General features: G+C 71.6%; 16 protein-coding genes. 12 read left to right on the top strand and 4 right to left on the bottom strand.

The genetic code is table 11. The annotated features are described in order from the left end of the window. Positions 1-41: 41 nt before the first annotated feature. Positions 42-671, bottom strand: a complete 630-nt coding sequence (locus P9K36_RS20940) for an ATPase (RefSeq protein ID WP_182592850.1) — start codon at positions 669-671, stop codon at positions 42-44. 299 nt (positions 672-970) lie between these two features. Between P9K36_RS20940 and P9K36_RS20935 the strand changes: the two genes are divergently transcribed. The 10 genes from P9K36_RS20935 (at position 971) to P9K36_RS20890 (ending at position 9,214) form a co-directional block, all read left to right on the top strand. After that, positions 971-1,189, top strand: a complete 219-nt coding sequence (locus tag P9K36_RS20935) for a glutathione S-transferase (protein ID WP_043381159.1) — start codon at positions 971-973, stop codon at positions 1,187-1,189. Between the two features lie 18 nt (positions 1,190-1,207). Then, the gene (gene ffh, locus P9K36_RS20930; protein ID WP_043349964.1) at positions 1,208-2,770 is read left to right on the top strand and encodes a signal recognition particle protein; all 1,563 of its coding nucleotides are present in this window, start codon (positions 1,208-1,210) and stop codon (positions 2,768-2,770) included. Then, complete coding sequence (locus P9K36_RS20925; protein WP_043349961.1) at positions 2,767-3,099, top strand: chorismate mutase; 333 nt, start codon at positions 2,767-2,769, stop codon at positions 3,097-3,099. Before ffh ends, P9K36_RS20925 begins: the two co-directional genes overlap by 4 nt. A gap of 6 nt (positions 3,100-3,105) precedes the next feature. After that, positions 3,106-3,468 carry a 30S ribosomal protein S16 gene (rpsP, locus tag P9K36_RS20920; RefSeq protein WP_020092607.1) on the top strand — a complete coding sequence of 121 codons (363 nt, stop codon included), beginning with the start codon at positions 3,106-3,108 and terminating at the stop codon, positions 3,466-3,468. 11 nt (positions 3,469-3,479) lie between these two features. Continuing rightward, positions 3,480-4,175: a ribosome maturation factor RimM gene (rimM, locus tag P9K36_RS20915; RefSeq protein ID WP_278305922.1), complete on the top strand. Its 696-nt coding sequence runs from the start codon at positions 3,480-3,482 to the stop codon at positions 4,173-4,175. A 438-nt stretch (positions 4,176-4,613) separates the two neighbouring features. After that, entirely contained in the window at positions 4,614-4,850 is a 237-nt protein-coding gene (locus P9K36_RS20910; RefSeq protein WP_043349956.1) for a hypothetical protein, read from the top strand. Positions 4,851-4,936: 86 nt separating this feature from the next. Further along, positions 4,937-5,998, top strand: a complete 1,062-nt coding sequence (locus P9K36_RS20905) for an MBL fold metallo-hydrolase (protein WP_043349954.1) — start codon at positions 4,937-4,939, stop codon at positions 5,996-5,998. A gap of 147 nt (positions 5,999-6,145) precedes the next feature. Further along, the gene (locus tag P9K36_RS20900; RefSeq protein WP_278305921.1) at positions 6,146-7,765 is read left to right on the top strand and encodes an ABC transporter substrate-binding protein; all 1,620 of its coding nucleotides are present in this window, start codon (positions 6,146-6,148) and stop codon (positions 7,763-7,765) included. A gap of 339 nt (positions 7,766-8,104) precedes the next feature. Next, the gene (locus P9K36_RS20895; protein ID WP_043349950.1) at positions 8,105-8,518 is read left to right on the top strand and encodes a histidine kinase; all 414 of its coding nucleotides are present in this window, start codon (positions 8,105-8,107) and stop codon (positions 8,516-8,518) included. A 369-nt stretch (positions 8,519-8,887) separates the two neighbouring features. Further along, positions 8,888-9,214 carry a hypothetical protein gene (locus tag P9K36_RS20890; RefSeq protein WP_043381150.1) on the top strand — a complete coding sequence of 109 codons (327 nt, stop codon included), beginning with the start codon at positions 8,888-8,890 and terminating at the stop codon, positions 9,212-9,214. Between the two features lie 73 nt (positions 9,215-9,287). On the opposite strand, the gene pcaD is transcribed toward P9K36_RS20890, so the two are convergent. Next, positions 9,288-10,085, bottom strand: a complete 798-nt coding sequence (gene pcaD, locus P9K36_RS20885) for a 3-oxoadipate enol-lactonase (RefSeq protein ID WP_278305920.1) — start codon at positions 10,083-10,085, stop codon at positions 9,288-9,290. Positions 10,086-10,517: 432 nt separating this feature from the next. Here pcaD and P9K36_RS20880 point away from each other — a divergent pair, with 432 nt between their 5' ends. Next, a complete protein-coding gene (locus P9K36_RS20880; protein WP_043381144.1) occupies positions 10,518-10,787 on the top strand; it encodes a hypothetical protein in 270 nt (89 codons plus the stop codon). A gap of 52 nt (positions 10,788-10,839) precedes the next feature. On the opposite strand, the gene P9K36_RS20875 is transcribed toward P9K36_RS20880, so the two are convergent. Beyond that, positions 10,840-11,223, bottom strand: a complete 384-nt coding sequence (locus P9K36_RS20875) for a hypothetical protein (protein ID WP_278305919.1) — start codon at positions 11,221-11,223, stop codon at positions 10,840-10,842. A gap of 101 nt (positions 11,224-11,324) precedes the next feature. Between P9K36_RS20875 and P9K36_RS20870 the strand changes: the two genes are divergently transcribed. Beyond that, a complete protein-coding gene (locus tag P9K36_RS20870; RefSeq protein ID WP_278305918.1) occupies positions 11,325-11,753 on the top strand; it encodes a DUF1810 domain-containing protein in 429 nt (142 codons plus the stop codon). Positions 11,754-11,757: 4 nt separating this feature from the next. Here P9K36_RS20870 and P9K36_RS20865 read toward each other — a convergent pair whose 3' ends face one another. Then, complete coding sequence (locus tag P9K36_RS20865; protein ID WP_278305917.1) at positions 11,758-14,223, bottom strand: PBP1A family penicillin-binding protein; 2,466 nt, start codon at positions 14,221-14,223, stop codon at positions 11,758-11,760. Positions 14,224-14,366 lie beyond the last annotated feature (143 nt).

The raw sequence follows: 14,366 nt of genomic DNA, 5'->3' as shown, positions 1-14,366 counted from the left end.
TCGCGGGTGGCCCTTCGTCGTTTCGGGGTTCGGATGCCGCGTCAGCGCCGCTGGGACTGGAACAGCGGCTGGGCCAGCGCCTCGGTCCGGGCACGCCACAAGTCGCGCTCCTCGCGCAGGGCATCGCGCTCGCCGACCAGGGTCAGCCGCTCGGACCGCAGGGCGTCGCGGTCCGCAAGCGCCCGGTCGCGCTCGGCGCGCATCTCCTCGCGCTCGATCCGGAAGCGCTCCCGCTCCCCGCGGAACTCCTCGCGCTCGATGCGGATCTCTTCCTGCTCGGCCCGCAGATCCTCCAGCGAGCCGATCTCGTCGCGGATGTGCTCGCGCAGGGTCCGGATCTCCTCGGCCAGGATCGCCTGCAACTCGTCCTGGCGCCCGGCTTCCACGCGGAGCTTGGCCTTGAGCATCAGGTTCTCGGCCATCAGCTCGGCGATGTCGGGATCCTCGGTCGCCACCCGCGGCGCCTCGGGGGCCGGCACGACCCGGGGCGACCACGCCGCCTCGCCGCCGCGGACCCGCTTCGGTTCCGGCTGGGCCTCGGCCGGCCGCGCGTCGCCGTGCGTCTCCGTCGGCGCGTGGGCCTTCATCGCCGCCAGCCAGTCGCGGAGCGGGCCGGTGGCGGGGAAGCTGCCGGACTCGGTCGGCGAGAGGGAGCGGGCGGGTTCCGACATCGGAGGGCGTCCTGAGCGAATATGGCACGAAGACAATCCGAACATGCTTAACGTTCGGTAAAGCCGCACTTCGATCGGCCGCCCATTCCGGCACGACGCCGCCGGCGGCGGGGCCGGAAAATTGACTTTCCGGCCGTGTACCGCTACGCCCCGCCCTCCCGATCCGTTGCAGATCGACCGATGCCAAGCCGACCGGTCCCATGAGACCGGAGGTCAACGCCCGACAGCGCGTCCGCGCCCTCGGGCGCGATGGGTGTTGGCCGATTCGCGGCGACGGGATCCGCCGGCCGAGGCATCCCATGACGCGCGATCAAGAAGCGTTGAACATCGAGGACGCGATCAACGAGACCTGCCCGTGGTCGGGCAAGCCGATCTCGGCGGATTCGCTGACCCTCTACAACGGGGCCGTGGTCGGCTTCTGCAACCCGGAGTGCCGGGACAAGTTCGCGAGCGCGGTGCGCGGCTTCGAGGCGGCCCTGCAGGCCCGCCGCGTCGAGCGCGCCGGGCTCGAACAGTGACGGCGGGGCTCTAGGATCATGTTCGAAGGCCTGTCCGACCGCCTCTCCGGCATCCTCTCGGGGCTGACGCGCCGCGGCGCGCTCACCGAGGCCGACGTCACCGCCGCCATGCGCGAGGTGCGGCGCGCCCTGCTGGAGGCCGACGTCGCCCTGGAGGTGGTCCGCGGCTTCACCGACCGGGTGAAGGAGAAGGCCGTCGGCGCCGTCGTGCTGAAGTCGGTGACGCCCGGCCAGATGGTCGTGAAGATCGTCAACGACGAGCTCGTGGCGATGCTCGGCACCGATGCCGAGACCGTGGACCTCAACGCCCCCGCGCCGGTGCCGATCCTGATGGTCGGCCTGCAGGGCTCGGGCAAGACCACCACCACCGCCAAGATCGCCCGCCGCCTCTCCGACCGCGAGAAGCGCAAGGTGCTGCTCGCCTCCCTCGACACGCGCCGCCCGGCCGCCATGGAGCAGCTCGCGGTGCTGGCCAAGCAGGTCGGCGTCGAATCCCTGCCGATCATCGCCGGCCAGTCGGCGGTGCAGATCGCCAAGCGCGCCATGGACGCCGCCCGCCTCGGCGGCTTCGACGTGGTGATGCTCGACACCGCCGGCCGCACCACGGTGGACGAGGGCCTCATGGCCGAGGCCGCCGAGGTGAAGGCCGCGACCCGGCCGCACGAGGTGCTGCTGGTCGCCGACGCGCTCACCGGCCAGGACGCGGTCAACACCGCCCGCGCCTTCGACGAGCGGCTCGGCGTCACCGGCATCGTGCTGACCCGCATGGACGGCGATTCCCGCGGCGGCGCGGCGCTCTCGATGCGCGCGGTCACCGGCAAGCCGATCAAGCTCGTCGGCGTCGGCGAGAAGGTCGACGCCCTGGAGGAGTTCCATCCGGCCCGCGTCGCCAACCGCATCCTCGGCATGGGCGACATCGTCTCGCTGGTCGAGAAGGCGGCCGAGACCATCGACCACGAGCAGGCGCTCCGCACCGCGGAGAAGATGCGCAAGGGCAAGTTCGATCTTGAGGACCTGTCCATGCAGCTCGCCCAGATGGAGAAGATGGGCGGCATCGGTGGCCTGATGGGCATGCTGCCCGGCATGGGCGCGATCAAGAAGCAGGTCGAGGGCGCCAACCTCGACGAGAAGATGTTCAAGCGCCAGCGGGCGATCATCTCGTCGATGACCCCGCAGGAGCGGAAGAACCCCGACCTCCTCAAGAACAGCCGCAAGAAGCGCATCGCGGCGGGCTCGGGGGTCGACGTCTCCGAGATCAACAAGCTGCTCAAGATGCACCGGACCATGGCCGACATGATGAAGGCGATGGGCCAGGGCAAGCGCGGGATCGGGCAGGCGCTCGGCTCGATGTTCGGCCTCGGCGGCGGTGGGATGGGCGGCGGCATGCCCGGCTTGCCCCCCGGCATGCCGGAGCCGACGCCGGAGCAGATCGCGCAGCTTGAGAAGCAGTTCGGCGGCAAGCTGCCGCCGATGCCGCCGGGCCTGGGCGGGGGCGGAATGCCCAAGCTTCCCGGACTTCCGGGCCTGGGCGGTCCGAAGCTGCCGGGTCTCGGTGGGTTCATGCCGGGGAAGAAGAAATGAGCATCCTCTCCGCTCAAGCCGTCGATCCCGAACTCGCGCGCCTGCGGGAGAGCATCGACAATTTCGATGCGGCGCTGATCCATCTCCTCGCCGAGCGCTTCCGCTGCACGCAGCGGGTCGGCGAGCTCAAGGCCCGAAAGGGGATCCCCCCTTCCGATCCGGACCGGGAGGCCCGTCAGGTCGCCCGGCTCCGCAAGCTCGCGGTCGAGGCCAAGCTCGACCCCGACTTCGCCGAGAAATTTCTGGCCTTCGTGGTCAAGGAAGTCATTCGGCACCACCAGTCGATCAAGGCGGACCACGAGTCCCAGATCGAGCAACAGCGAAAGTAGTAGACCATGGCCCTCAAGATCCGTCTCACCCGCGGTGGCGCCAAGAAGCGCCCGTACTACCGCATCGTCGTCGCCGACGCCCGCGCCCCCCGCGACGGCCGCTTCATCGACAAGGTCGGCGCCTACGACCCGATGAAGGCCAAGGACGATCCGGCCCGCATCGTGCTCGACAACGAGAAGATCCAGAGCTGGCTCGCCAAGGGCGCGCAGCCGACCGACCGCGTCCTGCGCTTCCTCGACCAGGCCGGTCTCGCCAAGCGCCCGACCCGCAACAACCCGCAGAAGGCCGAGCCGGGCGAGAAGGCCAAGGAGCGCGCCGCCAAGCGCGCCGAGAAGGCCGCGGCGCCCGCCGAGGACGCCGCCGCGTAAGGCGCCCGATCATGGCGCGCCGCCCCGCAGGTTCCACGCCCCGCGACGGCGGCCGCCGCGGCCGCACGAACTCGGCGATCGGCAAGATCGCCCCCGATGCGGCGACCTCGCCCAAGGCGCCGGCCCCCAAGCCGGCGCCGCTCCCCGTGCCGCCCGATCCGAACCTCGTCCTGCTGGGCGAATTCGGGCGGGCGCACGGCCTCAACGGCGAGGTGAGGCTCAAATCCTACACCGGCGATCCGCGGGCGATCGCCGGCTACGGCGCCCTGCTAACCGCGGACGGACGGTCGTTGACGCTCGCCGACGTGCGTCTCGCCCCCGGTTCATCACCCGACATGCTGATCGCCCGGGTGAAGGGCGTCTCCGGCCGCAGCGCCGCCGAGGCGCTCAACCGCGTCGCCCTGTTCATCCCCCGCGACCGCCTGACGGCCCCCGAGGACGACGACGAGGTCTATACGGCCGACCTGATCGGCGCCACGGCGGTGGACGAGGCCGGGACACTCGTCGGGACGATCGTGGCCGTGCCGAACTACGGTGGCGGCGATCTTCTGGAGCTGCGCCCTCCGAACGGCGGCGCCACGGCGCTCCTGCCCTTCACCAAGGCCTTCGTGCCGGTGCTCGACATGGCGCAGCGCCGCGTCACCGTGGCGGCGCCGGAGGATCTGTTCGCGCCCCCGGGCGAGAAGCCCGCCGACGATCCCGGCTGAAGGGTCGGGCGCGGCCTGTCGAACGGTCGTCGCCCGATCGAGGCAGCCCGTGCCCTCGCTCGTCCGGGCCGGGACGTCCGCGCCGGACGCGGCTCCGTTAGTTTTCTCCCGCGAATCTCTCTCGCGGTTCTCTCGTGCGCCGAGCCGGCCCTCGGAACGGGCCCAACCCGGGCCAACGCGCTGCCCATCGGCGCTGCGGCGGCGGATCTCCAGTCCGCCCTTCATCCCGAAAAAAGCTCGTCGGTCTGAGGCCCAGGACGGGCGCAATCCACCGGACGGGCCCTTCGCCGGACTGCCCGATGCGCGCCCTCCGATCGTCGCAGCGGCGGCGTCGGCCGAGCGACCGAGCGGCCTCAAAACCTGAAATTTAAGGCATCATTAACCATAGCAAGATCAATCTTCTCGGCGAACGACTTCTCTTTGAGACGCTTCGAGCCGATGCCCCGCTTCTTCATCGACCTGCACGACGGCTCGCAGCCGATCCACGACGAGGTCGGCTTCGACCTGCCGGACCTCCCCGCCGCCCGCGCCAAGGTGACCCGCATCATGTCGGCGATCGCCCGCGACATGCTGCCGGATGTCGAGCGTCAGGACTATGTCGCCTGCGTCCGCGACGGCGTCGGCAAGATCGTCTACCGGGCGCGCCTGTCGCTCGCCGCCGAGATGGTGGAGTAAGCCGGCGGCGTCCCGCAGGCGCCTGAGGCTCCCCGTCGCGCCGCCCGGGCGCTTGACCGGCCCCCGGATCCGGCCATCTCGGATCCATGAAACGGCGCAGCCTGCTCACGGTCGCGAGTGCGGCCACGGTCATGACGCTCGGCGGTGTCGGCTATGCCGCGCACCGGCGCGGCCGGAACCCCTATTACCGCGGCCCGACCTCCGACCATTTCGACGGTTTGCGGTTCTTCCTGCCGGAGCAGGCCACCGACAAGGCGCTGTCCGACGTGCTGCGCTGGCAGGCCAAGCGGCAGCGCGAGCCCTGGCCGAAGAGTTTTCCCAGCCCCTATCCCGCCGACCGGCCGCCCGAGCGCGTGGCGGGCCTGCGGGTCGTGCTGATCGGCCATGCGAGCTACCTCGTGCAGGTCGCCGGCCGGAACATCCTGATCGACCCGGTTTTCGCCAAGCGTGCGAGCCCGGTCCGGTTCGCCGGGCCGAAGCGTGTCAACCCGCCGGGCATCGCCTTCGCCGACCTGCCGCCCATCGATGCGGTGCTGGTCACCCACAATCACTACGACCATCTCGATGGGCCGAGCCTCGCCCGGATCTGGCAGGCGCACCAGCCGCTGATCGTGGCGCCGCTGGGCAACGACACGATCCTGCGCGGCTACGACGACACGATGCATGTCGAGACCCGCGACTGGGGGCAGTCGGTCGATCTCGGCGACGGCCTGCAGGTCCATCTCGTGCCCGCCAACCACTGGTCGGCCCGGGGCGTGAACGACCGGCGGATGGCGCTGTGGTGCGCCTTCGTGATCACCTCGCCCCGCGGCGTGCACTACCACGTCGGCGATACCGGCTTCGGCGACGGATCGCTCTTTTCCGACATCCGGGCCCGCTTCGGGCCGCCCCGCCTCGCGACGCTGCCGATCGGGGCCTACGAGCCGCGCTGGTTCATGCAGGCCCAGCACGTCGATCCGGCCGAGGCGGTGAGGGCCTTCGCGCTGCTCGGCGCCGAGCAGGCCCTCGGCCACCACTGGGGCACGTTCCAACTCACCGACGAGGGCGTCGAGCGGCCCGCGGAGGCGCTGACGGCCGCCCTCGGCGGGGCCGGCATCGCGCCCGGGCGGTTCCTCGCCCTCAGACCCGGCCAGGTCTGGGAGGTCTGACCGGAGCGGACCCGGGGCCCGGCCCGTCGGGCATGATGCATGCATCATTCGGTGTGCCGCATGGGGGCACGGTCCGGACAGCGCCGCCGCGCGCCTGAAGGCGGGTGCCGCGCCCTGCGACGCCCGCGCCTTCAGCCGAGAGACACGATGGACCCGATCAAGCCGACACGCCGATCCCTGATGGCCGGGGGCGTCGCCCTCGCCGCGCTCGGGGCGGCGGGCCGGGCCGGCGCGCAGGGCGCGGCCCCCGGCACCCTGACCTACGGCATCTCGATGACCGACCTGCCGCTCACCACCGGCCAGCCCGACCGGGGGGCCGGCGGCTACCAGTTCACCGGCCTGACCCTCTACGATCCCCTGGTCGCCTGGGAACTCGACGTCGCGGACCGGCCGGGCCGGATGGTGCCCGGGCTCGCCACCGCCTGGGAGGCCGATCCGGCCGATCCCAAGGTCTGGACCTTCCACCTGCGGGAGGGCGTGGCCTTCCACGACGGCTCGACCTTCGATGCCGACGCGGTGATCTGGAACTTCGACAAGGTGCTGAACAAGGAGGCGCCGCATTTCGACCAGCGGCAGGCCGCCCAGGTCCGGCCGCGCCTGCCCGGGGTCGCGAGCTACCGGAAGCTCGACGCGAAGACCGTCCAGGTCTTCACGAAGACGCCCGACAGCCTGTTCCCCTACCAGATGCTCTGGTTCCTGATCTCATCGCCGGCGCAGTACGAGAAGGTCGGGAAGGACTGGGCGAAGTTCGCCTTCGACCCCTCGGGGACCGGGCCGTTCCGGCTGGGGCAGCTGGTGCCGCGGGTGCGCCTCGAATTGCTGCCGAACGTCGGCTACTGGAACCCGAAGCGGGTCCCGAAGCTCGCGAAGCTGACCCTCACCTGCGTGCCCGAGGATCTCGCCCGGGTGAACGCGCTCCTGTCGGGCAGCGTCGACCTGATCGAATCGCCCGCGCCCGACGCGGTGCCGCGCCTGAAGGCCGCCGGCATGCGGGTGGTGGGCAACGAGACGCCCCATGTCTGGAACTACCACCTGTCGATGCTGGAGGGCTCCCCCTGGCGCGACCTGCGCCTGCGCAAGGCCGCCAACCTCGCCATCGACCGCGCGGGCGTCGTCGAACTGATGGGCGGTCTCGCCCAGCCGGCCGTCGGGCAGGTGCAGGAATCGAGCCCGTGGTTCGGCAAGCCGAGCTTCAAGATCAAGACCGACGTGGATCAGGCCCGCAAACTCGTCGAGGAGGCCGGCTACTCGGTCAAGAACCCCGTGAAGGCCACGGTGCTGATCCCGACCGGGGGGACGGGGCAGATGCTGTCGCTGCCGATCAACGAGTTCGTCCAGCAGAGCTGGGCGGAGGTCGGCATCCAGGTGGAGTTCAAGACCGTCGAGCTGGAGGTGGCCTACACCGCGTGGCGCCAGGGCGCCGCGGATCCGAGCCTCAAGGGCGTGAGCGCCGGCAACATCGCCTACGTCACCTCGGACCCGTTCTACGCGATCCTGCGCTTCTACGATTCGCGGCAGATCGCCCCGAACGGGGTGAACTGGAGCCATTACCGCAATCCCGAGGTCGACGCCCTCTGCGACAAGGTCAAGGCGAGCCTCGATGTGGCTGAGCAGAACAGGCTGCTGGCGCGCATCCACGAGATCGTCGTCGACGATGCCGTGCAGGTCTGGGTGGTCCACGACACCAATCCGCACGCGCTTTCGCCGCGGGTGAAGAACTACATCCAGGCGCAGCACTGGTTCCAGGATCTCGCGACCCTCGCCTGACCGGACGTGCGGTGGGAATTGTCCCGGGCGGCGGTCCCGCGGCCGGTTAGGGCTTTCGGGATCCATCTCGCCGGCGCCTCTCTCGCGGATCGCCCGGGCCGCCGGCCGTGATTCGGTAAAGCTCCGGTGATTCGGCGCGGCGACGGATACTGAAACGCGCCGCCGCGCGCCGTCCGGCGACTATGCGCTCTCTTCAGGGGTCGGCTGCAGCCGGCCCCTTTCTCTATGTCCGTGCCCCCCGAGCCGCGCCGATCTGCCCTCGGGGCGCAATTTCGCACTTGCAGCATGAGGAGTCGGCGACTAGGAAGATCGGGCATAATTTTTCGGGAGCATCTGGCAATGACCCTTCGTTTCATCAGTGGCTTCGCGGCAGTGACCCTCGCGGTGTGCGGCCTCTCTGCTCCGGCCGCGCTGGCGAAGCCGATGGGCGGAGCGAGCGCCGTCAAGATGATCGACACCGACAACGACGGCACCGTCGACATGAAGGAAGTGGAGGCGGTGGCCTCCGCGACCTTCGATCGTCTCGAGAAGGACGCCGACGGGACCCTCGACGCCCGCGAGCTGAAGGGCCGCCTCAGCCAGGCCGGCGTGAAGCGGGCCGATCCGGACAGCGACGGCACCCTCGACAAGAAGGAGTACCTCGCGGCGGTCGGCGAGCGCTTCAAGATGGCCGATCCGGACAATGACGGCACCCTCGATGCCAAGGAGCTGAACTCCAAGGCCGGCAAGGCTCTCATCGCCCTCATCAAGTAAAACGGGCCGGTCGCTCCCAGTGGAGCACCGATGAGAAGGGCTCCCGCGGAGATGGCCGCGGGAGCCCTTCTGCGTTCGACAGGGCCTTCAACTTCGCGCGGGGCTCTGCAGGACCGAGCCTGCACGTAAAAGTTGTGGTTAACCGCGGGTAAATTCGCAGCCCCATCCTCAACCCGGTTCGGCTGCGGCCCGAAAATCCTCTATCCCCCGTCCCCTGTCCCCGCCCTGTCGCCAGGTCCCGGACGGGCCTGCCCGATAGCCGCGCGGCGCAACCGGGCTGCGACGCTCGACCGCTCATCGACGGCCCGGAGGCCGGTTGACGCTTCTCAACCTGTGAGTGCAACCTCACGATGGTTGAGGGCCAAGACGATGCGCAACGACCCACCGGAAGACGGAGCGAACAGGTTCGGGCTCGCGGATCTGTGCGCCATCGCGGAGGCGCCGCACGGGGACGCCGCACGGCCATCGGCGGAGGATGCGCCCGCCCTGGGCGCCGAAGGGGACGGGCAGGCCGCCGATGCGGGCGCCGCGGACCTGCTCGGCGAGATCGGCGACACGCTGATCGTCGCCTATCGTCTGGCGGTTCAGGACGGTGATCCGACGACCGTGACCCTCATCCGACAGGCCCTGCTGCACACCGGGCGTCGGCTGGCGCGGGGGATGTCGCCCGCGGAAGCCGGCCTATCCTGTCACTGAAACGGGATTCCCGCGGCAACCGGTCGATGCGGCGCTGCCCGCCATCATCGACCGGAGCGGCCCTGAGGGCTGCCTAGGCGTCCCGCGACGCGCGGTCGAGGAAGGCCCGCAGATAGCCTCCGACGGCCTCGGCGCGCTCGACGGCCAGCAGATGGGCGGCGTGGGGCAGGACGAGGAGTTCGGCCTGGGCGATGCCGGCGCAGATCTCCTCGGCCATGGCCGGGGGTGTCGAAGGGTCGTCGCGCCCGGCGATCACCAGGGTCGGCGCGGTGATCGCGGAGAGCGCCGGCCGGAGATCCATGCACCCGATCGCCCCGCAGCACACCGCGTAGCCCGCCGGATCGCAGGCGACGAAGCGTTCACGGATCGCCTGGATCGCCGCAGGATCGCGCTGCGCGAAGCCGGGCGTGAACCAGCGCCTGAGCGTCGCCTCGACCGCGGCCGCCAGTCCCTGGGCGCGAACGGTCGCGGCGCGCTCCTCCCAGCTCTGCGGGCTCGGCATATGGGCCGCCGTCGCCATCAGGGTGGCGCTGAGCGCGCGTTCGGGCTCGGCGCTCGCGAGGGCCTGCACGGTCATGCCGCCGAGGGAGAGGCCCACCAGATGGGCCCTGCCGATTCCGAGGGCGTCGAGCAGCCCCGCGAGGTCACCGGCCAGATCCGTCACCGTGATGGGCTGATCCCGGGTTTCCGAGCCGCCGTGGCCGCGCGTGTCGTAGCGCAAGGTGCGGTAGCGCCCGGTCAGGGCCGGCACCAGCGCGTCCCACATCTCCAGGGTCGCACCCAGCGAGTTCGAGAATGCGACGGCGGGAGCGCCTTCCGGCCCCTCGAGGAGGTAGCGGAACCCGATCCCTCCGACTGTGATCTGCGGCATGCGGTTGTCTCCGTCCAAGGTCTTCGCGAGGGCCTTCGCGCGAGGTCTTCGCAGATGTCACGCCGGCGCGATGTCGGCGCCGACGCGGCGGGGGCCTGTGCCGGCGCGGGAGCGTCACGGGGGCGTCACGGGGGCGTCACGGGGGCGGACGAGCCGGTCTGCGCCGCGGGCGCGGCGGTCGAGCGATCATGCGCTGGCACAGCCTCCGCGGGCATACGGTCTTCCTGTCGTCCATGCGAAACAATTGCGCGGCGGCACGATCCGTTATGGGCGTCGCACCGGACACGGCCCACCGGATCCGCCCGGGCGCGGATGACGATGCCGCGAGCCCCCGGCGCCGGCACGGATCGGGGTGCCGCCTTCAACATGGGTCAATGCGCCGGCGGGGGAAACGTCCGACAACGAGCGCCGCGAGGCAGGAGGAGACGAGCGATGCACGACCCTTCGACTGGCGATGCCGCGATCCGACCGGCGGAGTTCTGGGACACGGTGGCCGGGCTTGTGACCGCCAAGGTCGAGCCGGTGATCGGCCGGGGCGACCGGCAGCGGGGTCCGGTGATCGACTACCTGCGCGACCTGGAAGCCCTGGCACGGCGGCAATGCGGCAGCCGCGAGACGGTCCAGATCATCGCCTCGGGCCGGCGGCTTCTCGGCGACCGCAGCGAGATCGGGCCGTCGGATGGTCCGTTCACCCACGCCTGAACGCGGCGCCCGGCGCCGCGCTCGATCGCGCGACGGATGGCCGGGCGGCCCGTCAGGGGCACCCGCGGCGCGGCGGCTGAAGGGGCGCCGCGCGCGCCATCCGTGACCGGATCAGGTAGATCGCCCCCGCCACCACCCAGGCGGCGCAGGTCGGCGCCACCCATTGCTGCAGGTTCGGCAGCGACCACCCGTACAGGAACTCGGCGCCGAGATGCGCCTGCACGGCATCCCAGCCGGCATGCTTGATGTCGTGTTCCCGCTGCCCGGCCTCGCGGCCATAGTAATAGGTCGAGACCACCAGCGCCGCGATGCCTTCGGGGCGGGGACTGCGCAGCAGCATCAGCGCGGCCGCCAGGCCGGCGGTCTCGAGGGTGGCCGTCAGGGCGTGGCTCATCGCCGGGTTCGCGACCATGAAGGCGACAAGCGTTCCGAGCATGGGCCGCCCTTACACCCATCGGGGCCGCCCGTCTCCGCGGCCTGCATCCGGGACCGGCGCAACGTCGTTGACGGACCGGGACCGAGCACCGGAGCAGCGCCATGACCGACAGCCACCAACTCGGCCGCTTCGTCGACGCACAGGAGGGGATCTACGAATGCGCGCTGGCGGAATTGCGGGCCGGTGCGAAGCGCAGCCACTGGATGTGGTTCGTCTTCCCGCAGATCGCCGGGCTCGGGTCGAGCCCGATGGCGCAGCGCTACGCGATCGGATCCCTGGCGGAGGCCGAGGCCTATGCGGCGCATCCGGTGCTGGGCGCGCGCCTGCGCGCCTGCACGGCCGCCGTCAACGCCGTCGACGGGCGCTCGGCCCACGCGATCTTCGGGTCGCCCGACGATCTGAAGTTCCGGTCCAGCATGACGCTGTTCGCCCGCGCCGCGCCCGAGGAGCCGCTCTTCGCCGCGGCGCTGGCGCGCTACTTCGACGGCGTCCCCGACCCGCGGACGCTGGCGAAGGTCGGGGCGGCCTAAGCCCTCACCGGCCCCACAGGCCGACCCGCTCGGCGCGGGCCTGCTCCTCCGCGCCCAGGAGGTCCGGGGGCGCGTCCTCCGTGGCCCGTGCGCCGCCCGCCGCCAGGATCAGCCCGGCGAGGTCGTCGCCCTCGATGCGGCAGCGGGCCGTGGCCCCGTCGGAGAGACCGGAGCAGACCACCTCGCGGCGGCGCAGGTAGCTGGCGAGCTGGCGGGCCAGATGGCCGCGTTCGCCGACGACGCCGAGGAGGCGCACGACCCGTCCGCGCAGGTTGAGTGTGCCGGTGTCGATCACCTCCGGCACGCCGCGGACCTCGCCGGCCGCGGCCGGCTCGACCGTGGGGGCCGGCGCCGGCGCCCGGGGCGGCTCGGCGCGCTCCGCCGAAGGGCGGGGCTTGCCCTTCGCGAGCTTCTCGGAGGCGCGCTGGATGAAGTCGTGGAAGATCCCGGCCGGCATCTCGCCGCCGAACATGCGGTTCATCGGGCTGTCGTCGTCGTTGCCGACCCAGATCCCGACCACGAGGTCGGGGGTCATCCCGACGAACCACGCATCGCGGAAGTCCTGGCTCGTGCCGGTCTTGCCGCCGATGATCTGCCCCGGCACCCGCGCGGCGCGGCCGGTGCCGGATTCCACCACCGCCTGGAGCGAGTCGAGCATCATGGTGCGCGGCCCCTGCGCCAGCGTCTGGCCCGGGGCCGCGTCGGCACGGACGTAGAGCGGCTGCGGCGCGGCCCCGCGGATCGCCTGGATGCCGTAGGCCTGGAGCGGCGTGCGCCCGGACAGGACCGAGCCGTAGGCGCGGGCCATCTCCAGGAGGCTCACCGCGCCCGAGCCGAGAACGAGGCTCGGCACGTTCGGCAGGTCCGACTGGATCCCGAGCTTGCGCGCGGTGGCGATCACCGCCGGGATGCCGACATCCTGCCCGAGCTGGGCCGCCACGGTGTTGATCGAGAGCGCGAAGGCGGTCCGCAGCGGCACCGGCCCGCGGTAGCGCCCGTCGTCGTTCTCCGGGTCCCAGTCGCCGATCTGGACCGGACGGTCGATCATCACGGATTCCGGCGTGTAGCCCTTCTCGTAGGCCGTCAGGTAGACGAGGAGCTTGAACAGGGAGCCGGGCTGGCGCTTGGCCTGGACGGCGCGGTTGAACTGGCTGTCCTCGTAGTCGCGGCCGCCGACCATGGCGAGGATCGCGCCCTCCTTCGACAGCACCAACATGGCGGCCTGGCCGACCTTGCGGCGGGCGCCGTCCTTGTCGAGCCGGCGGGCGACGACGCCCTCGGCGAGACTCTGCAGGTCGAGGTTGAGGGTCGAGCGCACCGTCATGTCGCCGTCGGTGCCGGCGAGGCGCTTCACGTCGCCCGCGATCATGTCGAGGAAGTAGTTGGTGCCGGGCGGCGCCTCGGGGGGCGATTTCAGGGTCACGCTCTGCTTGCGCGCGGCGTCGGCCTCTGCTTGCGTGATCGCGCCGGTCTCGACCATGGCCTGGAGCACCACGTCGGCCCGCTCCTTGGCGCCGCCGAGGTTGCGGGTTGGGGCGAGCTGCGAGGGCGCCCGCACCAGCCCGGCCAGCATCGCCGATTCCGGCAGGTTCAGGGCCTTGGCGGGCTTGCCGAAATAGCGCCGCGCCGCCGCGTCCGCCCCGTAGGCGCCGGCGCCGAAATAGGCGGAATCGAGGTAGCCGAGCAGGATCGCGTCCTTGCTCATCGTCGATTCGACCCGCAGCGCCAGGAAGGCTTCCTGCACCTTCCGCCAGAGCGTCTTCTCCTGGTTGAGGGAGGTCAGGCGGACATATTGCTGGGTGATGGTCGAGCCGCCCTCGCGCACGCCGCCGCCGCGGAGATTGCGCCACGCCGCCCGGGCGAGGCCACGCAGGTCGATGCCCCAGTGGCTGTAGAAGCGGCGGTCCTCGATCGCCACGATCGCCTGGGCGAGGTGCGGCGGCAGGTCGGCCGCCGTGAGCTTCTGGCCGCGGAAGCTGCCGCGGGTGGCGAAGACCCGGCCGTCGTCGGCCTCCACGGTGATCGCCCGCTGGCCGGTCTCGACCACGGCGCCCCCGAGCGGCGGCAGGGTCACCAGGGCCGCGAACAGGTAGACCGCCAGCGCCAGGACCGGCAGCAGGATCACCAGGCCGGCGGCGAGCAGGGCCGGGTGCCGGCGGCCGAGGATCGTCCGGGCGCCCCGCCGCTCGACGCGCCCATCGACCTCCGGGACGGCGGTGTCGGCCGGCCTCTCGACCGAAGCCGACCGCGTGCGCGCCCGTGCCGCCGCGCGGGCGGAAATGGCCCGGCCACCGCGCGCGAGGCCAAGGCCGGCCGCGGTCACCAGGGTCCGGAGATGCCGGGCCAAGTCGCGCGCGGCGCGCCCGGCCTCGCGGGCGGCGAGGCGCGGGTCCGGGGACTCGGCGGCTGGAGCCGGCTTCGGCGGGTTCGGCCCGTCGGCCGGGGCGCGTTCCGGCGCGTCGGGCGTCATCGTGGTTCGGGTTCCGGGACCGATCGATCCGGTCGAGGGAGCCTTCTAGGCCGCATCCGATCCCGTGTCCCGCGCGTGCGGGGACGCAGGGCGGCCGGCGCGTCGATCGCACCGCGACCGTGTGGATCGGGCCACGGGGCCCG

Source organism: Methylobacterium sp. 391_Methyba4, assembly GCF_029691625.1.
In the GTDB taxonomy this organism is placed as follows: domain Bacteria; phylum Pseudomonadota; class Alphaproteobacteria; order Rhizobiales; family Beijerinckiaceae; genus Methylobacterium; species Methylobacterium fujisawaense.
The sequence above is the reverse complement of the archived record's forward strand: the minus strand, read 5'-3'. Positions and strand labels throughout refer to the sequence as shown.